Source organism: Pseudacidobacterium ailaaui (assembly GCF_000688455.1).
In the GTDB taxonomy this organism is placed as follows: Bacteria; Acidobacteriota; Terriglobia; order Terriglobales; family Acidobacteriaceae; genus Pseudacidobacterium; species Pseudacidobacterium ailaaui.
In genome coordinates this window covers 514,596-533,657 of sequence record NZ_JIAL01000001.1, presented here as the reverse complement: position 1 = coordinate 533,657, position 19,062 = coordinate 514,596, and the positions used below count along the sequence as shown (strand labels likewise).

The window sequence follows — 19,062 nt, the reverse complement described above, 5'->3', positions numbered from 1 at the left end:
GAAGGATGAGATCGCTTCCCGGCAAAAGCGGCGGTCCTGCGGCCTTGAGCCTGAACGACTATACTTGCCAGTGCGGCTGTAAAGCACAGGAGGAAAAGGCGCGTATGAAGAAATGGTCCTGCTTACATCTTTTGTTACTGGCGGCAGCAGTCTCTGCCAGCGCCCAGACCATTCAAGTCAACAAGGACAACCGCACCATTGCCATTACGGCCAGCGACAAAGCCATTGTGGACGCGGACCTGGCTGTCGTGCACGTCGGGTTTCAGGTCTTTGGACCAGATGAGCAGACGACGTACGCCAACGGCTCTAAAGTCTCCAATGCCATTCTGGATGCACTCAAAAAGGCCGGCGTGGCGGAGAAGTCCATCGAGAGCGAGAGCCAGAACATCGCACCGAACAATGATCGTGATCCGAAAGAATCGGAGATGGAACGCGCGCAAAGAAGGTTTGTGCTGAACCAGTCGTGGAAAGTGAAAGCGAAACCGCAGGACGCAGCTAAAATACTGCATTCCGCCATCGAAGCTGGAGCAAACCAGAGCGGCCAGATCGACTGGCAGTATCAGGACATGAATGGCCTTCAGGCGAAGGCCGCAGCGAATGCGCTTCGAAAAGCACAGGCCGTAGCACAACAAATGGCAGATGGGTTACACGTAAAGCTCGCCGGATTGATCTATGCCAGTAATCAGGCGCCGGAGAGTCCTGTAAGGCCCATGGCCATGATGGCAATGGCAGTAGGAGGAGGAAGGCTGGCTGCGGAAAAGGTGGCGCCGCTGGCCATCAACCCGCAACAGATCGAAGAATCAGCAACAGTTTATGCGGTGTTTGCCATCGAGTGAGTTGCAACGCCGCCGCACACGACGCATCTGATGAATGGACGGACCAGCACAGGCAAGGCTGACTGGAGCCATTCCGCAGCGTCATCCTGAAAAATCAGGATTCAAGGGGACCTTATGCCTCGATATGAATATCGCGATCTACGGCCGAGTAAAGAAGCCGAAGAGGTCTTTCTTCGCTGGATCCACTATCTCGACGAAGAATTTACCAAGCACCGTAAGCCGGAGCTGCGCGCTGAGCTTGTACACGACAATCTGCATCAGTTATTTCTGGGAAGGCCAAAAGGCGGTCGGCTGAATTTTACTCTTACCAGCGAGCTGCCCTTCAATGTTCTGCAGCTGTCTCTGGATTCGGCCAATATCACATTAGAGCCGGAGTATTACGGCGACATTGACCAGAAGAAATATGCTTGCATCAAGCCGCTCATTTACTTCTGGCAGATGTTTGACCGCTCACCTGTGGCCTTGAACCACTGGCTGGGTTTCCGTTTCCGAGCCATGCTGGGCAAGCACATTTTTAAGCACATCGGAAAGAACGTAAAGATTTTTCACGGTGTTGAGTTTAGCTATGGTTACAACCTCACGATAGAAGACGACTGCGTGATTCACAAATACGTGATGCTGGATGATCGCGGCGAGCTGGTCCTGCGCAAAGGGACGTCCATCTCAGATTACGCGGCCGTCTATTCGCACGCCCACGATCCAAAAGATCCGCTGGTGGTGGAAAACCGTAGGACTGAAGTCGGGCCATATGCCCGCATTACGTATCATGCGTCTGTGATGGCCGGGGTGCGGGTTGGCGAAGATGCCATGCTGGGCGCAATGGGCGTGGCCACACGCGATGTTCCTCCGCACAGTATTGTGGGGGGCGTTCCCGCCAGACAGATCCGGACAAAAGACGAGGCAAAGCTCTTTGCTGACCGGGAAACCTATGTCAGCCCGCCAGACACCGGTGAACACTGCGAGTGAGATGGCAATATCCTGAAGCCATGCGAGGGCGTTTTGCTTATCTCGTTTGGTTTGTCGGGGCCGTGGCCTGGTTCTTCGATGCGGTGCTGCAACTTTACTCCGGTACTCGGCAACATGCTTTTTGGGCGGTGATCATCACCCTGCTGTTTCTTGCGGCCGGAGTGTATTTTCGCAGGCAGGCGTTCAAGAAATAGAGGAATTCAGGAGCAAGGGACCAAGAGCACCGGGTCGGGTGTTCCCGGTGCTCTCTCCATCTGTTCTGGATCCTTATACGGCGGAAGTGGCCAGAACTTCGGCCCCGGTGTGTTCCTTCTCAACCGCTGCGATGCACTCTTCCAGGATGTCCAACGCGATGGCAGCTTCCTGCTCATGCACGATGAGGGGCGGTGCAAGCCGGATGGAGGTTTCCCCGCAGCCCAGGACCAGCAGTCCGCGCTCGAAGGCCAGTTCCACGATGCGGTCGCGCCATGCACCTGCGGGACCGCGTGTTGCCTGGTCTTTGACGATCTCGATACCAATCATCAACCCGCGTCCACGTACATCGCCGACGATCGGGTGCCGGGACGGCCACTGCCGCAGGCGATCGAGCATCTGACCGCCGACCTTTGCAGCGTTGGCGATACCTTCGCGCTCCAGAATGTCGATCGTTGCCAGGGCGGCCGCGATCGAAACCGGGTTTCCGCCGAAGGTGGAAGCATGTGAGCCAGGTACCCAGTCCATGATTTCAGCGCGTGTCATGCAAATGCCGAGAGGCATTCCGGATGCTATGCCTTTGGCGCTGCAAACAATATCGGGCTGTACGCCGGAATGCTCAATGGCCCACCACTTGCCAGTGCGTCCTGCACCGGACTGCACCTCATCGGCAACCAGGAGAATGCCATACTTGTCACAAATGCGCCGCAACTCTTGCAGGAAGTTGTCCGGGGCGACAACATAACCGCCTTCGCCCTGAATGGGTTCAACGAAGATGGCCGCCACCTCTTCGGGAGGAAGCGTGGTCTTGAAAAGCCGGTCTTCAATGTAGCGGGCGCACTGGAGCGCATATGCCTCCTGTTCCTTTGCGTCTCCGCGACAGCCGCGGTAGAGGTTCGGGTAGGGAACATGGGTGACTCCGGGCACCAGGGGCGCAAAGCGGCGTCGTTGCTGCGGCTTTGATGCGGTCAGCGAGAGCGCCCCCATGGTGCGACCGTGAAATGCGCCGAAGAATGCAATCACGTGCTGGCGCTGCGTGTGGTAGCGTGCAATTTTTAAAGCACACTCAATTGCCTCCGCACCGGAATTTCCGTAATAGAACTTGTGCGGGCCAGGCATGGGGGCGATTGCAGAAAGCCGCTTGGCCAGTGTGACCAGCGATTCGTAATAAAAGTCAGTGCCGGAGATGTGGATCAGCTCGGCGGCCTGTTTCTGGATCGCGGCGACCACCTCCGGATGGCAATGCCCGGTCGAAGTGACAGCAATTCCGGCTGCGAAGTCCAGGAATTCGTTGCCATCCACATCGGTGACGCGGACCCCCCTTCCGCTTTTGGCCACCATGGGATAAGAGCGCGTATAGCTGGGCGAGATCAGATGGTCATCTTCAGCGACAATGCGCTTTGCATTCGGCCCGGGCAGCGGACCGTTCACTTTTGGTCCAAATTCCTTCAGAAGTTCAGTCGTCTGCATCGAAATTTCTCCTTGTAGGTCAGGGGAACCCACGGCAATCTTTGCCGGGGTACAAATCTTTTCTTTGTTAGAGCGGAGATAGCAAGAAGGTCTCTCTTCTGGCGGAAAACCTGCTGAAAGGACAATGCACAGACCACTTCGCAGGCAGGTGTTCCGGGCAGCGGTGACTAGTCGCTGCCGAAGAGGCTAGGTCGCGTGCGGGTGGGCAGGACGCGGAGATGCTTCCTAGGTGCAATCGCGCGCGCAAAGGCCCGGCTCCAGCTATGCGGGCTGGATATGGCCTTGAGGATGTGCCCTTGGCTGCGCATCGCGTTGCACTGAGCATAGCATGGCTGGTGAGCCGCTGTGAAGACAAACTGGACCGGGATGACCGGCAGGGTCCGTTGACAGGCCATACCGAGCAGCGATCTGGCTTCAAAAACTGAAGACCGGACCAATCTGATATCCCCAGCTTCCACGATTCGTAAAGTCCTCGTGCGAGAGCCACGATTGATAGGGAGGCCGACCCGTTCCTGGCCGCTCAAAGCACCCGGTCCCCTGTACCAGCCATCGCAAGGGATTGGGTGTGCCGATTCCGGAGGCATCGAAACAGGCTTGCCGATAGCGCACCAGCGTTTCCTCAATTCCTGCACGAATGGCGAGGTTGCGCGTGAGCTTATAGTCGCCCGCCAGCAGAATGTTCCAGGCAAAATGAGTGATTGTTCCTCGCTCAGGTGCAGGTTTCCCTTCCTCAGGGGAGCTCAGGTAGGCGTCATCAAACTGCAGGAAGCCCGGCCGCAGCGAAAGATTCAGCGCATAATTCGTGGTGTTGATGCCTCCGCGAAAACCAAAGAAGCCAGTAGTAAGATTGCCTCCGGCGCGGTCTGACGGAGCGGGGCTGGCCCCCGGGTAGTGCGCCACCTCTGCATCGGCATAAAGCCAGCGCCAGAGATGCAAAGAGAACTGTGCACCTCCGCCGTGGACCATGCGGCGGCAGTACAGGCAGTTGGAAGTGGTAACGGTCGTCGAGTAGCCACGGAAGAAGGGTGCCATCTGCAAGCGCGGCCAAGCGCGGTCTTCTTTGCCGCCATCGCCCGTCGCATTTTCCAGTTTTGTGAAATGAATGCCAGCGCCAAAAACTGTGATGGGATGATCATAGTCGCGATACCAGGGTTTATGGCCGCGAAGAAGATTGGCAAAGCTGCGGCTGGGATTCAGGGCGCCGCGGATGATCTTCGGATACACGGCATCTGGTTTTGCATGGTCTGCGATGCGGTCGCTGATGTCTTTGTCCAGAAAGTCCTCGGCGAAGACCCAGAGCATCCCTACCGATGGAGTCACGATAAAGTCCACCCAGCCGGTATTGTTTGTATCTTTGCCGCTGGGAGGGTCTTTCGGGCCGCAGTGCAGGATACATTTCACATCGTATGTATAGCCACCTTCATTGCCCAGTCCGGCCTCACCCAGTGGAGAGATCTCAGAATGTGTGCTGTAAAGGGTGGTCCACCAGAAGGCCTTCCAACGTGAATTCCAGTAGCCGGGCTGGTTCCAGCGGACACGCGATTGCCAGGGTGAGTTCTGTATTTCCAGATACGCGCCAACCGCGCCCTGCATGGGGTGCCCAACATAGTTCACCAGAAAGTCATCTCCATCATTCCACCGGCGCATATTGAATTGTTTGATGGAGGCAATGTAGTCATGCCAGAACGGTTTATTGGCCGTCAGTGCGCGCAGCGTATCATCACTGAAAATGCGAAAACTGTTTTCAATGGCGTTGAACTCAAAGGACTGAAGCAGCAGTCCTTTCCAGTGATAACCGGGTTCTTCTTCCTGATAAGAAATCCTCTTGCCATTTTTTTCCGATGTCTTTTTCCCATCCAGGCCCCACATCCAGCGGAAGCCAGAATTTGCTGAAACAGGAGGACGCTCCTGCGCCCATGCAGACAGAACGGCAAGTGTCCAGATGAAGCAGATCCACAACGGTCTCACGAAATCTCCGCATAAGAAAAATGAATTTCGCTGCTCCGCAAAGAACAGATAGATATTTAGATGAGCGTGAAGCGATGAAGGAAATGCTCGGCAAGATCATCCTGCCCGTACTCGGCAGTGGATGGTAAGGCCAGCACTGGAAAAATGTGGCCCCGGTCAGGGTGATAGTCGTTAGGTACGCTTTGTCCGGAAGAAGTCCCGGAGAATCTTGCCACATTCTTCTGCCAGGACCCCTGAGGTGACCAGCATTTTGTGGTTTAGTCTGGGATGGTTCAACACCTGAAGCACAGAAGCAACAGCACCCGCTTTGGGATCGGAGGCACCATAAATCAATCGCGCCAATCGGGCATGGACCATGGCCCCGGCGCACATGGCGCACGGCTCCAGGGTCACATAGAGCTCGCAATCGAGCAGCCGGTAATTGGCTGTTGCATAAGCGGCGGCACGCAAGGCAACAATTTCAGCATGGGCAGTGGGATCTACGTCGCGCAGGACCCGGTTCTGGCCGCGGGCGATGATTTGGCCGCCAAGCACAGCGACCGCACCAATAGGGACTTCTCCGGCAGCGGCGGCCAGACGGGCTTCTTCAAGCGCAGCCTGCATGAAAACTTTGTCCTGCATAGTTCCATGCTAAGGCACTATCCTTGTGGACCGGTGCCATTCTTTCCGGCCTGGTCCTTGTGCTCGATGAAGTATTTTTCCTGCTCGTTTCGGATTTCTTGAATCTGGTCTACAGCACTTCGGGCGGCTTCGACCGCGGACTTGCGGTCGAAATCATAGGCAGGGTTGGCTTCCGGCAGATGAAGTGCAGGTTCCCATTTCATGCTGGCTTCGGCCAGAGACTTCAGGGCCTTGCGGATGTCGGCGTGGTCGTGGTCATAGGTGTCAAGGTTGTCCTGGAGTTCATCGACAAGAGAAGTAAATTCTTCGATGCGCGCACGGAGTTCAGCAACACGGTCCTGCGCCTTTTTGTCGCTGGCGAGTTTGGTGATGGCCTCGATGCGCTGATCAATAAATTTTCCATAGAGCTTGAGGCGGTCGTTGGGCTGATTGGCAAATTCCCGCACCTGTTCGACTTCGTCCTCATTCAAAGGGTCTTTGGAGGATTGCGCGATGGCGTGGTTTGCCAAGAGTGGGACCACGGCGAGCATGAAGGCAATAAGGCAGCGGAGCATGGCATACTCCTTCGCTGCCCAGTGTAGTCCCTTCCCATGCATTTTGCATCACGCAGGTAGAATAAGGGCGATGCTTCTTCCTACTGCAAGACGGCTGCTGGCACTCTGGCTGGTGTTGTTCTCGTTGCCGATCTGGGCGCAGGCGGTCAAAGATCTTCCGGCAGCGACCGATTACATCAGCGATTTTGCTCATGTCCTTTCCCCTGAAACCCGCCAGCAATTGAGCCGCCTTTGCGGACAGGTGGACCAGCAGGCCCATGCGCAGATCGCGGTGGTCACGATCAGATCACTGGAAGGCCAGCCTATTCAGGAGTACGCGGTTGAGCTTTGGGACAAGTGGAAGATCGGCCAAAAAGACCGCGGAGTTCTGATTCTGCTTGCGGTGGAAGACCACAAATACTGGATTGCCACCGGATACGGGATGGAAGGCGCTGTGACCGATGCGCGTGCGGGAGTGATCGGCCGCCAGATGGTGCCGTATCTGCGGCAGGGAGATTATGACGATGCGGTTTCCCTGGCCGTAGACCAGATTGCCCAGGTCATCGCCAAAGATGCCGGTGTAACGCTGCAGACCGTGCCCCAAGACCCGGTTGCGCGGCAGGAACATGCTGAGCATCTTAGTCTGGGGCAGTTGATGGTCTTCGGGGTGGTCATCCTTCTGGTCATCCTGTTTCTGGCCCGTGCGGGCGGATCCGGACTGCTGGGCTTTCTGCTGGGCATGTTCCTGGGCGGCGGCGGCCGCGGAGGCTGGGGCGGAGGTGGCGGCTTTGGGGGAGGCAGCGGCGATGGTGGCGGCGGGTTTGGCGGCTGGGGCGGTGGAAGCACTGGAGGTGGCGGCGCGGGCGGCAGTTGGTAAAGCACCGCGTGATACTCTCTCAATGAACAAGGGTTTTTAGCTAGGAGAAATTTGCCGATGATGAGACGCGGGTTGTGGATTGCAATTGCGGTTCTAGGCGTGATCGTGCTGGCCGGACTTCTGGTCTTTGGCAGCTATGTAAGCGCGAAGAATCAGATGGTCGCCAAGCAGGAGGCCATTCATGCGCAATGGTCGCAGGTGGACGTGGTGTTGCAGCGCCGCGCAGATCTGATCCCGAACCTGGTGGAGACAGTCAAAGGTTACGCCAAACATGAGGAGACGGTTTTTTCTGATATTGCGAACGCGCGTGCCGCACTGCTGAACGCGCATGATCCGCACGAAAAGATTGAAGCCAACGGACGGCTGGATTCGGCCATTGGCAGGCTTCTGGCCCTGTCAGAGAACTATCCAAACCTGAAGGCCGACCAGAACTTCCTTGCTCTGCAGGACCAGCTTGAAGGGACAGAAAATCGCATTGCAGTCGAGCGCAACCGCTATAACCGCGCGATTCAGGACTATAACACTTTTATCCGCCAATTCCCCAACAGCATTTGGGCCAGCATTGCGGGCTTCCAGCCCGATAATGACTATTTCCAGGCCAGCGAGGCATCGCGACAGGCCCCACAGGTGAAGTTCTGACAGACAGGCCCCGCTTTCTTTGCGGGGCCGGTCCATTGGCGCGATTCAGAAGCTGAATTTCAGTCCCCACTCGGTCTGGCGGGCGGCCCCAAGCGCGTACACGCCCGTACCGTTGCCGACGCGGAAGGTCTCATTGTCCAGCTTGCCGTACAGCCGACTCAAGCGGGGCACCGGACGAAGGAAGAAATTCAGAGACGGAATCTGACATCGTGGTCGCTTGTCCGAGGGGTGCCCAACCCTTTCAATAAGTTTGCATCTCTCACTTCCATCCTTGCGGGGGCCCAATGAGTGCATGAGGGAAAGACAACAATACTTACTTAAGATCACTTATAAAAAGATGTAGAGATTCTTCTGCGTTCTTCTGCGGGTCAGGGGAGAAGGGAAAAATTTCAGACGAAGTTTCCGCCGTCTTCTTCTACATGCAGGGGGCTTTCTTTCTTTCTGAGCACGTCAAAGCCAGCACGAAGGCCGTTCAGGATGCCGGTCAGCTGCCGAAGGGGAGCGGCAATCCCATGCTGCACTGCGGCCGTCGCATGGGTCACCCCGTCCAAAACGCTGGTTGCGATTTCATCCACCCGTTCAGCCTGGGCCTGTGCGAGGCCGGTAATCTCCTGTACCGTATGGTCGAGCCGTTTTGCCTGCGCGCGAAATGTGGCGGACGCCTCCACCAGGTTTGTTGTGGCCGTCTTAAGCTTGGGCGAAATCTCTTCCAGCAGATTGCGGGCCGTAGCCAGTGCCGGGACCGCATGCTGGTTTACTCTTGCGGAGAGCTCCTCCAGATGATTCGCGGTCTTTTTCACCGCAAAGAACATTCCCAGCAGCACCCCGGCCTGTAAAAGGACGCCAACAGCCACGGCAATGGCAAAAATAACAAAGATGATCTGTGGTATCTGCATTTCCTGTATCCGGCAAGTGGTTCAAGTCTTAGGGTTGGCGTCCCGGCGGTCATTTTACTGCGCTAGTGGGCCGTTTCCGCACTGGACTCAGTCGTTGAACGATAGGCCTGCTTGCCCGCTTCGACAGCGGCCGACACCCGTTCCCCCTTCTCGTTGATGAACTGACGTCCCTGGTTGACCAGGTCATTCCACTGCGCTTTGCCCTTTTCCAGGTAGTCTTTGCCGCGGTCTACGTATTCGCTGACCTGGGCCTTTCCGCGTTCTACATAGGCGTTGACCTGATCGGCCGCTTCACGGGAGCGCTGCCGCAAGTATTCTCCGCCTTCGCGGGCACTGTTGGCCAGGTCTTCCCGCGTTTCACGCCCGGACTTCGGCGCGTACAGCACGCCCAGCAGCGCACCCAGGCCTAATCCGGCCAAAAACCAACCAAAACTATTCGATTTTTCGTCTGACATACATTCTCCTTTGTCCGAAAACGGATGGTATCAGAACCTTTCAGGGTATACCAACGTCAATGCATTAGTAGATGCCTGGAGGGACGGTTTCGCTGCCATCCCAAAGGAAAACAAATGGATAACAACTCTTTTTCAGTCCTGACGTTTTAGAAATCAGGCACTGACGTAGAAGAGTCTTCCTCTGCGGAGGAACGAGTTCAGTACTAAGATAAGGTAATGCCACGCGAGCATAAGGAGAGACTTCGGGCATGAAACAAGCAGAAAAAATCCGGACAAGAGGGATCCAGGCGGCCATTCTGACGGCGGTACTTCTGGCAGGAGCTGGATGCCAGCGCCAACAGCAGCCCCAGCCGCAGGCACGGACGGACCAGCAGATTGCCAGCGACATCCAGGCCAAGATTGCTGCCGAAAGCGCGCTGAATGGACAGCCGATTCAGGTCAGCGTTTCCAATGGAGTCGCCACACTCTCAGGAAATGCGAATGATGAGGCATCGCGTGCTCTAGCGGCAAATGATGCTGGCAGCGTGGACGGGGTAAAGACCGTCATCAACAATCTCACCGTCGCACCCCCTCCACAGCCGCAACAGGCGGCGGCCCCGGCTCCAGAGCGGAAACTGGAGCCCGAGCGGAAGAAGAAGCATCGTGAGCAGGAAGTGGCCCAGGCGCCACCGCCGCAGCCAGCACCTGCCGCGCCTGTAACGCAAGCGCCGCCGCCGCAGCCGGCACCTCCGCCGCCACCGCCGCAGCCTGTGGCCAAGACGGTGACCATTCCTGCCGGAACCATCGTCCCGGTACGGATTACCGAAGGGCTGAGCAGCCAGACGGCACAGCCCAACCAAGTCTTCCATGGCTCTCTTGCCGGGGACCTGATTGCAGATGGAATGGTGGCGGTCCCGCACGGAGCATCCGTGGTAGGGCGTGTGGTGGATGCAAAGGACGCGACGCATTTTTCCGGAAGCTCACTGCTTTCTATTGAGCTGACCCAGATCAATGCGCGGGGCAGGCAGGTCCCGGTGGTGACCGAAGCCTATGTTCGGCAGGGACAGGGACGGGGTAAGAACACAGCGATGAAAGCCGGCGGCGGAGCGGCCCTGGGAGCGATCATTGGAGCGCTCGCCGGAGGCGGCAGAGGAGCTGCCATCGGCGCAGCCGCAGGCGGGGCCACTGGGGCCGGAGTCAACGCCGTCACCCGCGGGCAGCAGGTGCAGATCCAGCCCGAGACGCTGATCAACTTCAAACTGCAATCGCCCATTACCGTTACCACCTCACAGAAGGCCGGTGAGGTGCGTTCGTTTGACGACAACACAGGACCGCAATTGCAGGAGCGACCACAGTAAAGAGGAAAGGAAATCCAAAAGAGGCCCAGTCAGAAATTGGCTGGGTCTTTGTTTTCTGAGTGGGATTTCCTGGTTCTGAAGCGCATTTGTATATCCATGGACGAATGCGATTCAGAATTTTTCAGCCTGGGGCGCAGCAATTCATGGCGCTGCTCCTCTTTGTTCCGATGTGACAAGATTCGGCCGGGGCAAGGGGTGAATTTGGAGCAACTTTTTTGCCATCCGGGGTTCCAATAAGTAGGGCGGCTGCCAGGCCCCAAAAAGCCAGGCAGGCCACGCCAGTCGGTCCAGGAAACTGCTGGCGGGGAGGTTTTCAGTGCGTATCCTGCGTTCACTCGCGTTACTTGCGGCGCTTGCTCTTCCGGCAGCGTTTGCTCACAGCCAGATTGCCGTGGGTATTGGTATTGGCCCGGTGGTGGATTATCCCGCCCCGGTGTATGTGGCGGGACCGCCCGTCTGCGCGTGGGGATACTATCCTTACTGGCCTTATGAATGTGCGCCTTATGGCTACTATGGTCCGGACTGGTTTATCGGCGGAGTCTTTATTGGGGCCGGCCCATGGTTCACGGGGTGGTATGGAGCACCTTGGGGCTGGGGTTGGGGCCATCCTTGGGGCGGCTGGGGCTGGAGGCACCCTTACTGGGGCTACGGACACGGCTATGGCTTTGGTTACACCAGCGGCTATGCCCATGGGTATGCCAATGGATTCAATCATGGCTATCGCAATGGAGGAGCCTGGGGAACACCACAACCGCGCTCGGGTGGCTTTAACAATGGATTCCGGAATGGCGGCGCTTATGGCACACACACATTGAACAGCGCTGGATACCATCCGTCCATGAACAACAGCTTCCGCGGCACAACTGGGCTCCATGCTTATAGCGGACCCAGCGGTTTCCATGGAGATGGTACCTCCGGTTTCCATGGATATAGCGGATACAGTGGCGGCTTCCATGGCAGCTCTGGCATTCACGCCTTCAGCAGTGGCGGCGGCTTCCATGGAGGAGGCGGATTCGGTGGCGGTGGTTTCCATAGTGGAGGATTCGGGGGCGGCGGTTTCCATGGCGGAGGGTTCGGAGGTGGCTTCCATGGCGGCGGCGGCTTCCACGGAGGAGGCGGACACCGCTAAACAAAAATTAGGAAGGAAGAATGCCCGCAGCCCGCGGGCATTTTCCTTTATCCTCTGAAGTATTCCAGGGGAGGAGCTGTGAAGTTTCTTACCAGAGCAGTTTTGCCAGTAGCGGTTTTTGTCCTGGCCCCTGTGGCGCTGGAGCAGGCCGCGCATTCCAGACAACAGGGAGTCCTGGCACGGAAGGCCAGGACCATGTGGGTATTGGGCACGTGGCAGGGTACGCTTCCCTGTGCGGATTGCAGCGGAATTGTCACAACGCTGACCCTGTACGAGAAGGCCCCAAAGGATTTTCAGGGTGCAATCTACCGGATGCACCGGCACTATCTTGACCGCGGCAGTGATACGGATTATGGCCACTGGAGGCTTCTGCAGGGCACTTCGCAGACCCCGGATGCGGTCATTTACGAACTGGATCCGGACCTGTCTACACGCACCCAGTATTTTCTGCGCGTGGATGAAAATACGCTGCAGCAACTCGACCGTGAGATGAAGCCAATTGCGTCAAGCATGAACTTCAAACTGGAGCGAATCGCGGTGGAATCGCCACCTGCTGCGAGGCTGGGAGAAAAATAAAGGTCAGTGTACCAGTCCCATATTGTCTGCCGGCCAGTAGACAAAGGCGGCCTTCCCATAGATCAGTTTACGCGGAACCGGCCCGAAGTCCCGGCTGTCGCTAGAGATGGAGCGATGGTCTCCCATCACAAAGTATTCATTCGGAGGAACGGTGAGGTCCCCCATGGAGCGGACATCGCGATAGCTTCGGGGAACGTAAGGTTCGTCCAGCAGTTTGCCGTTCACGTAAACACGGCCCTCGCGGATGCGGATGTCGTCGCCGGGAAGGCCGATGACGCGTTTGATGTAGCTCTTGGAAAGGTCCCTCGGGTAATAAAAGACGACAACATCGCCGCGTGAGATCTTCTCAATATCATAGGCAAATTTATTGACAAACAGCCGGTCCTGATCGCGCAGCTCCGGCTGCATACTGGTGCCTTCCACCCTTACGGGTTGATAGAGAAAGGTGATGATGAAAAAGGACGCCATTACCGAGACAATGAAGTCGCGGAGCCATAGCTGAAAGCCGCTTCTGCGGTGGCCTTTGCCAGAAGTGATCTGTTGTTCGTTCTCCGTATGATGCATTTTTACTTACAGATTGCAGCCCAGACTTCCAGCCGGGCAAAAGACATGTTTGGGTTTAGACAGAGGCGGCTGGGCCGAAGGGACCAAAGGCTGGCCAGCCATATCCGGCCCAGTGAGGTCCGCCTGGGTGATGGTGAGCGGGCGCTGCAGGACCATCTCTACACTCTGCCCGGCCGGGAGGACCACCTCATCGCCGCGTGTAATCATGGTAGAAATCAGCCCCACCGCTGCTCCAGTCAACCCGCCAAGGGCCGCACCTTTTCCCGGAGCGCCAGCGCCAGCACCGCCGATGGTACCCAGAGTGGCCCCGGCAATGGTGTCCTGGGCGATGGTCCCGGCATCTCTTCCTTGGTTGCCTGCCTGCTCGATGTTGCCCTCGTCCCGGACCCTAGGACCGTCAGATCCGGGCAGGCTGTTGACGACTCCGGGAATGGTGACGACGCTGCCATTCGGAAAAATCATGGAAGTAAAATGCATCCGCACGGTGGCACGACCTTTGATGCGGCCTGGACGTGTCACCTGGTCAATCACTCCCTGGACGTAGACCCCAGCGGGGATGGCCACGTGGTCGCCGACGACGACAGGAAATCCGGAGGTGAGATAAACGCCGTCACCTGGCTGTGCGGTTTTTGTATTGATTCCGGAGCGCAATTGAAGCAGGACCTTTGTGCCGGCGGGGATGACGATGCTTTTCGCTCCAGAAGCAGGTGCCTGCGGCGTGGCTTGCTGCGCCTGGGAGCAGAGGGAGGCCCCCAGTATTGCTGCGATGAAAAGCCTGCGCATGACGTCCTCCAGTCTCTCTTTATTGTAGACGCCCGGCTACTGCCAGCGGTCAACGATGATCTTTGCCGCTTTTGCCATCAGGACCTCGGCGGAATTGTCCGGTGTCCAGCTCGTGTCCTGATTGTCCCAGGTGAACTCGGAGATGATGACAGGGCCGTTTTTGGCGTCGACAACTCCCACGTCGTTTCTGACGTGATCGAGGGCCCCGGTTTTGTTGGCGATTTTTGACTCACCTTCCGTCGTATCCATGGTTTCCAGATAGCGGGGGATACTGTTGCGATAGAACTGGTTGCGCAGCATGTGCATGGCGACCTGGCACAGCTTCTGGTCTTTTGGGGTCGGCGGTGCGGTCTCTCCAGGGGCATTCAGATTACAGGTAGCAAAGCGCTCCATGACTGCGGCCATTTCGCGCGCTGTGGTTTTGCCCAGGCCGAACTGTTTCTGGTCAGCAGGCATGGGACCACTGGCTGGTTTCGACACCTTTCTGTAAAGCCAGGTATCTTTCAGGCCCAGCCACTGGATGCGATCGTCAATCTTTTTGAGTCCGAGTTTATCAATGGCCATGTTGGTGGCCGTGTTGTCGCTGACAATGATCATCATGGTCAGAACATCTTTGAGCGTCAGCGTCTGGGGTGTATCAAAGAAGCTAAGAACGCCGGATCCTTCCACCTGATTGTCTTTGGTGAGCCGCAGCCGGTCTTCAAAGTGTGCTTTGCCGGCCTGGACCTGCTTGAGCGCCTCAAAAAGAACAGTCAGCTTAATGACAGAGGCAGTGGGAACGGGCGTGTCTGCCTGGATCGCGACCGTCCTGCCGCTGTTCAGATCCTTGGCAAAGATGGCCACTTTGCCGCGATGTAAGGCAGTCAGGCCCCTCAGCTGCGCCTCCAGGGCGGTGTCCTGTTGGGCCGAGAGCGAGGCACAGTAGGACACGCCGAGCGCCAGCGTGAGCCAAAGACGGAACTTGTTCATTCGTTTTCCTCCTGAAATCGCTTACTATACTTTCACCTGGACGGAATTGCCATGCCATTGTCTTATGACCACTCAGAACAACGCCGGCAGTTTGCCCAGGCCCGTGCGCTGCTGGAGAAGGCGGTAACGGAGCGGGCCTTTCCCGGCGCGGCATATGGGGTGCTCTCCCGTGGCCGGGTCATCGCGCTGGATGCAGTCGGCGGTTTTACCTATGAGCCGGACGCACCAGAGGTGAGGCCGGACACGGTATTTGATCTGGCCAGTGTCACGAAGGTCATGGCGACGACCTCGATGGCGATGCTGCTCTATGATCGGGGGATTTTGGACCTCGATATGCCCCTTGGGGAGGTTCTGCCGGCGTTTGTGGTAGGCCGCGACCCGGGTAGCGGAAAGGAACGGGTGACCCTGCGCATGCTGCTGTCCCACTCTTCCGGACTGCCGGCATACGCCCGGCTCTTTGAGCAGCATTCCTCAGCCAATGGCCTGCTGCGCGCCTGCCTGCAGATGCCGCTGGAGGCCCCACCGGGCACGCGCGTGGAATATTCTGACATCGGCTTTATTCTGCTGGGAAAAGCGCTGGAGGTATTGGCGGGAGATTACTTAGCCCGCTACTGCGAGCGGGAGATCTTCGCGCCACTAGGCCTGAACCAGACAGTATTTTGTCCTCCGCCCCAGATGCGTGAGCAGATTCCGCCCACGGTCCACGATGTGGAGTTCCGAAAGCGGGTGATTCAGGGCGAAGTCCATGACGAACATGCTTATGTACTGGGGGGATACGGGGGCCATGCCGGACTCTTTTCAAATGTGCCCGATGTTCTGATGTTTGCCTGCTGCATTCTGCAGGAAGGCACCAGCGCCGAAGGGGGCCGGCTCTTGCGTCCGGAGACGGTGCGCCTGTTTGCCTCTCGGCAGAACGAATCGCGTGCCCTGGGATGGGACACACCGACAGCGCCCTCATCATCGGGAAGGTATTTCAGTGCGTCCTCGATCGGTCACCTCGGGTATGTGGGAACATCTTTGTGGATCGATCGGGAGCGCGAGCTGGCCGTGGTGCTGCTTACAAACCGCACATGGCCTGATCGCTCCAGCAAGGCCATCCAGCAGGTGCGCCCGGAATTCCACGATGCAATTGTCACAGCGCTTTCCTGAACTTCTTCTGGACGGGAATTTGTCTCCCTCATCGAAAATGCGATACGGCGACTGCGGTTGGAGATACAATGGAAGATGGCAAGAATGCAGGAACAAATACAGCCATGGCAACCATCACAACACCTCCACAAACGGAACCATCCCGCATGGCCAACGGCCATGCTATGCCAGTGACCAACCTCCACGAACTGATTACAGAAAGCCCGAATGAAGCATCTCAGGGCTTCGACACGAAATCTGCGCTGGAAATTGCGCGCATCATCAATCACGAAGACGCAAAGGTGGCCGGTGCAGTCAAAAAGGCCCTGCCGGAAATCGCCCTGGTGATTGATTCTGTGGCCCGCAGCCTGCGCGATGGCGGACGGCTGATTTATGTAGGGGCCGGTTCGAGCGGGCGCATCGCCGCGCTTGACTCCTGTGAGTGCCCTCCCTATTTTTCCAACTCTCCGCAGCAGATCCAGTACATTATGGCAGGCGGGCCCAAGGCGCTGGCCTCGCCGGTAGAAGTGAACGAAGACTCAGAAGAGCTGGGGCAGCGCGATATTGCCCGCCGGCGCCCTACGCGCAAAGACGTGGTCATTGGTCTTTCTGCCAGCGGCCGCACCCCCTACGTGGTGGCTGCGGTTGCCTATGCACGCGCCCGCGGTGCCCGGACGGCGTGTATCACCTGTAATCAGAACACCCCTCTTGCCGCTGCAGCCGATATCGCCATTGTGGCCGAGGTGGGACCTGAGGTCATCTCCGGCTCGACCCGCATGAAGGCGGCGACGGCGCAAAAGATGATCACCAATATGATCACGACCGGAGCGATGACGCGGCTGGGGTATGTGTACGAAAACCTGATGGTCAATGTGCACATGCAGAACTCGAAGCTGGTTGAGCGCGGGATCGCCATCCTGATGCGCGCCTGCAATGTGGACCGGGAGACGGCCGTGCGCACCATCAAATCCGCCGGACGCAGCGTTCCAGTGGCGCTGGTGATGCTGAAGGCCAATGTGGACAAGCCGGAGGCGGTACGCAGACTGGCCCGCTCTGACGGAAATGTACGCCGCGCGATTGAAGACACGGTCATGGACCTATAGAAAAGAATGCACCAGTTTTTCAGTGCGCCCGCTGTGGGCGCTTTTTTGTTTGTCCGGGTCCCTGTCTGGGATGCAGTTGCGCATCCAGCCAGTTACCCTGCCCGTATTTCCTCACCGCTGCTGCATTTACACTAGTCCCAGGCATTATGGACAAATTTGTCATTCGCGGCGGTAATCCTCTGATTGGCACCATTCGCATCAGTGGGGCGAAGAATTCGGCGCTTCCCTGCATGGCTGCGGCCATTCTTACGGAAGATGAAGTCATTCTGGAAAATATCCCTCAAGTGCGCGACATCGAGACGGAGCGCAAACTGCTGGTCTCTATGGGGGCCGAGGTTGAACTGGGTTATGGCCGGGCGCAGCACCGCACGACCATTAGCTGCAGGGTGCTTTCCGACCCCGTGGCGAAATATGAGATTGTCAAGACCATGCGTGCCTCTGCGCTGGTGCTTGGACCGCTGGTTGCGCGCACGGGAATTGCCCGCGTTGCCATGCCAGGAGGCTGCGCGATTGGCGGACGCCCGATAGACCTGCACATCAAGGGCCTTGAGACGATGGGCGCGAAGATCAGCTATGAGCACGGGTACATTGAGGCCCGAGCCGAGAGGCTGAAGGGCGCTAACATCGTTTTCGACAAGATTACGGTTACGGGGACAGAAGACCTGCTGATGGCTGCGGTACTGGCTGAAGGCGAGACGGTCATGGAAAACTGCGCCCGCGAGCCGGAGGTCACCGATCTGGCGGCGCTCCTGACCGCCATGGGGGCAAAGATTGAAGGCGCCGGCACCTCCACGATTCGTGTGCAGGGAGTTGAGAAGCTGCATGGGGCGCGCCACCGTATTCACCCCGACCGCATCGAGGCAGGGACGTTTCTTGTGGCCGGAGCGATCACCGGCGGCGACCTTTGCATCTCCAATTGCAACCCGGCGCATCTGGGGGCGGTGCTGCGCAAGCTGGAGGAAGCGGGCGCACGGGTAGAGGTGCTGGGGAAAGACCAGATCCGCGTCCGCAGTGAAGGCAATCTGAAAGCAGCTGATATTGCAACCGAGGAGTATCCGGGATTTCCCACCGACATGCAGGCGCAATACATGGCGCTGGCTACACAGGCCGAAGGCACATCCATTATTACGGAAAACATCTTCGAGAACCGGTTTATGCATGTGCAGGAGCTGGTCCGCATGGGCGCGAACATCAAAGTAGATGGGCGAACAGCGACAGTGCGGGGGAAGTCTCCGTTGTCAGCGGCTGCGGTCATGTGTTCTGACCTGCGCGCTTCGGCCTCTCTGGTGCTGGCAGCGCTGGTGGCCGATGGAGAGTCCATTCTCGACCGGGTCTATCATATTGACCGCGGTTATGAGCACATTGAAGAAAAACTGCGCGGTGTAGGTGCCCAGATTCGGCGCATGGGAAATGTTTTTTCTGACAGGCGAGAGAAAGCAGCAGCGCAGGTGGGTGCGCTTCCTGAGACCGCAGCAGCCGGTTCGTAGCCGCAAAAGCCGGGGCCGTCCGGGATGGGAGAAAGAAGATGTCTGCAGGGAGCGATGTTCTGCGGGACCATCTGGTGGAACTGCTGCGAGGCGGCAGTGCACACCTGACGCTGGATGAGGCGGTGCGGGACTTTCCTCCCGAGTTTTACGGGGCCGCGCCGAACGGTGCTCCGCACACCGCCTGGCAACTGCTGGAACACATCAGGATTGCCTTACGGGACCTGCTGGAATTCTGTACGGACCCGTCATACGTGGCCCCGGAATGGCCCAAAGACTACTGGCCAGAGTCGAAGTCCCCGTCTTCGGCCCAGCAATGGGAGGCCTCTGTACAGGAGGTGCGGCAGTACCTGGAGACCTTTGAAAAGCTGGCCGCGGGGCCCACAGAGAAACTCACCGCACGGATTCCATGGGGAGAAGGGCAGACCCTGCTGAGGGAAATCCTTCTGGCCGCAGACCACACGAGCTACCACCTGGGCCAGATCGTTCTTTTGCGCAGGCAAATGGAAGCGCCGCGAAGCTGATCCTGCCTACCT

At 57.7% G+C, this 19,062-nt stretch carries 21 protein-coding genes; 12 read left to right on the top strand and 9 right to left on the bottom strand.

The annotated features are described in order from the left end of the window. Nucleotides 1-5: 5 nt before the first annotated feature. The 3 genes from N655_RS0102495 to N655_RS0102485 all read left to right on the top strand — a co-directional run bounded on the left by N655_RS0102495 (nucleotide 6) and on the right by N655_RS0102485 (nucleotide 1,996). Nucleotides 6-836 carry an SIMPL domain-containing protein gene (locus N655_RS0102495; protein ID WP_049961206.1) on the top strand — a complete coding sequence of 277 codons (831 nt, stop codon included), beginning with the start codon at nucleotides 6-8 and terminating at the stop codon, nucleotides 834-836. Between the two features lie 114 nt (nucleotides 837-950). Further along, nucleotides 951-1,802, top strand: a complete 852-nt coding sequence (locus tag N655_RS16930) for an acyltransferase (protein WP_049961205.1) — start codon at nucleotides 951-953, stop codon at nucleotides 1,800-1,802. Beyond that, the gene (locus N655_RS0102485; protein WP_026441725.1) at nucleotides 1,799-1,996 is read left to right on the top strand and encodes a hypothetical protein; all 198 of its coding nucleotides are present in this window, start codon (nucleotides 1,799-1,801) and stop codon (nucleotides 1,994-1,996) included. Before N655_RS16930 ends, N655_RS0102485 begins: the two co-directional genes overlap by 4 nt. Nucleotides 1,997-2,069: 73 nt before the next feature. Here the strand turns inward: N655_RS0102485 and N655_RS16925 are convergent, their stop codons facing one another. From N655_RS16925 to N655_RS0102455, 4 genes are all read right to left on the bottom strand, one after another. After that, a complete protein-coding gene (locus tag N655_RS16925; protein WP_044933846.1) occupies nucleotides 2,070-3,464 on the bottom strand; it encodes an acetyl ornithine aminotransferase family protein in 1,395 nt (464 codons plus the stop codon). Nucleotides 3,465-3,878: 414 nt separating this feature from the next. Beyond that, entirely contained in the window at nucleotides 3,879-5,432 is a 1,554-nt protein-coding gene (locus N655_RS0102470) for a hypothetical protein (RefSeq protein WP_155987482.1), read from the bottom strand. A gap of 171 nt (nucleotides 5,433-5,603) precedes the next feature. Then, nucleotides 5,604-6,053 (bottom strand): tRNA adenosine(34) deaminase TadA, encoded by a 450-nt coding sequence (gene tadA, locus N655_RS0102460; protein ID WP_026441723.1) that lies wholly within the window; start codon nucleotides 6,051-6,053, stop codon nucleotides 5,604-5,606. Between the two features lie 17 nt (nucleotides 6,054-6,070). Next, on the bottom strand, nucleotides 6,071-6,607 hold the full coding sequence (locus N655_RS0102455; RefSeq protein WP_026441722.1) for a hypothetical protein: 537 nt from the start codon (nucleotides 6,605-6,607) through the stop codon (nucleotides 6,071-6,073). Nucleotides 6,608-6,677: 70 nt separating this feature from the next. On the opposite strand from N655_RS0102455, the gene N655_RS0102450 reads away from it, so the two are divergent. After that, nucleotides 6,678-7,463: a TPM domain-containing protein gene (locus N655_RS0102450; RefSeq protein WP_044933842.1), complete on the top strand. Its 786-nt coding sequence runs from the start codon at nucleotides 6,678-6,680 to the stop codon at nucleotides 7,461-7,463. A 57-nt stretch (nucleotides 7,464-7,520) separates the two neighbouring features. Beyond that, nucleotides 7,521-8,102, top strand: coding sequence for a LemA family protein (locus N655_RS0102445; protein ID WP_349509461.1), 582 nt, complete (start codon nucleotides 7,521-7,523; stop codon nucleotides 8,100-8,102). Between the two features lie 389 nt (nucleotides 8,103-8,491). Here the strand turns inward: N655_RS0102445 and N655_RS0102440 are convergent, their stop codons facing one another. Together N655_RS0102440 and N655_RS0102435 are read right to left on the bottom strand one after the other, a co-directional pair. Beyond that, the gene (locus N655_RS0102440) at nucleotides 8,492-8,998 is read right to left on the bottom strand and encodes a hypothetical protein (protein ID WP_026441719.1); all 507 of its coding nucleotides are present in this window, start codon (nucleotides 8,996-8,998) and stop codon (nucleotides 8,492-8,494) included. Between the two features lie 62 nt (nucleotides 8,999-9,060). Next, complete coding sequence (locus N655_RS0102435; RefSeq protein ID WP_026441718.1) at nucleotides 9,061-9,453, bottom strand: YtxH domain-containing protein; 393 nt, start codon at nucleotides 9,451-9,453, stop codon at nucleotides 9,061-9,063. Between the two features lie 248 nt (nucleotides 9,454-9,701). Between N655_RS0102435 and N655_RS0102430 the strand changes: the two genes are divergently transcribed. The 3 genes from N655_RS0102430 to N655_RS0102420 all read left to right on the top strand — a co-directional run bounded on the left by N655_RS0102430 (nucleotide 9,702) and on the right by N655_RS0102420 (nucleotide 12,495). Next, nucleotides 9,702-10,790: a BON domain-containing protein gene (locus N655_RS0102430; protein WP_026441717.1), complete on the top strand. Its 1,089-nt coding sequence runs from the start codon at nucleotides 9,702-9,704 to the stop codon at nucleotides 10,788-10,790. A gap of 316 nt (nucleotides 10,791-11,106) precedes the next feature. After that, the gene (locus N655_RS20480; protein WP_026441716.1) at nucleotides 11,107-11,919 is read left to right on the top strand and encodes a hypothetical protein; all 813 of its coding nucleotides are present in this window, start codon (nucleotides 11,107-11,109) and stop codon (nucleotides 11,917-11,919) included. Nucleotides 11,920-11,997: 78 nt separating this feature from the next. Then, nucleotides 11,998-12,495 carry a copper resistance protein NlpE gene (locus N655_RS0102420; RefSeq protein ID WP_026441715.1) on the top strand — a complete coding sequence of 166 codons (498 nt, stop codon included), beginning with the start codon at nucleotides 11,998-12,000 and terminating at the stop codon, nucleotides 12,493-12,495. Between the two features lie 3 nt (nucleotides 12,496-12,498). Here the strand turns inward: N655_RS0102420 and lepB are convergent, their stop codons facing one another. The 3 genes from lepB to N655_RS16910 are packed head-to-tail and all read right to left on the bottom strand — an operon-like array spanning nucleotide 12,499 to nucleotide 14,811. Next, nucleotides 12,499-13,059 carry a signal peptidase I gene (gene lepB, locus N655_RS16915; protein ID WP_044933841.1) on the bottom strand — a complete coding sequence of 187 codons (561 nt, stop codon included), beginning with the start codon at nucleotides 13,057-13,059 and terminating at the stop codon, nucleotides 12,499-12,501. Between the two features lie 6 nt (nucleotides 13,060-13,065). After that, complete coding sequence (locus N655_RS0102410; RefSeq protein WP_026441714.1) at nucleotides 13,066-13,842, bottom strand: TraB/TrbI/VirB10 family type IV secretion system protein; 777 nt, start codon at nucleotides 13,840-13,842, stop codon at nucleotides 13,066-13,068. 36 nt (nucleotides 13,843-13,878) lie between these two features. Beyond that, nucleotides 13,879-14,811, bottom strand: coding sequence for a serine hydrolase (locus N655_RS16910; RefSeq protein WP_049961204.1), 933 nt, complete (start codon nucleotides 14,809-14,811; stop codon nucleotides 13,879-13,881). A gap of 51 nt (nucleotides 14,812-14,862) precedes the next feature. On the opposite strand from N655_RS16910, the gene N655_RS0102400 reads away from it, so the two are divergent. From N655_RS0102400 to N655_RS0102380, 4 genes are all read left to right on the top strand, one after another. Beyond that, the gene (locus N655_RS0102400) at nucleotides 14,863-15,960 is read left to right on the top strand and encodes a serine hydrolase domain-containing protein (RefSeq protein ID WP_044933839.1); all 1,098 of its coding nucleotides are present in this window, start codon (nucleotides 14,863-14,865) and stop codon (nucleotides 15,958-15,960) included. Between the two features lie 146 nt (nucleotides 15,961-16,106). After that, on the top strand, nucleotides 16,107-17,042 hold the full coding sequence (murQ, locus tag N655_RS0102395) for an N-acetylmuramic acid 6-phosphate etherase (protein ID WP_238324814.1): 936 nt from the start codon (nucleotides 16,107-16,109) through the stop codon (nucleotides 17,040-17,042). Nucleotides 17,043-17,188: 146 nt separating this feature from the next. Further along, the gene (gene murA / locus N655_RS0102385; protein ID WP_026441711.1) at nucleotides 17,189-18,529 is read left to right on the top strand and encodes a UDP-N-acetylglucosamine 1-carboxyvinyltransferase; all 1,341 of its coding nucleotides are present in this window, start codon (nucleotides 17,189-17,191) and stop codon (nucleotides 18,527-18,529) included. Nucleotides 18,530-18,567: 38 nt separating this feature from the next. Further along, nucleotides 18,568-19,050 (top strand): DinB family protein, encoded by a 483-nt coding sequence (locus N655_RS0102380; RefSeq protein WP_026441710.1) that lies wholly within the window; start codon nucleotides 18,568-18,570, stop codon nucleotides 19,048-19,050. Nucleotides 19,051-19,062: the final 12 nt, after the last annotated feature.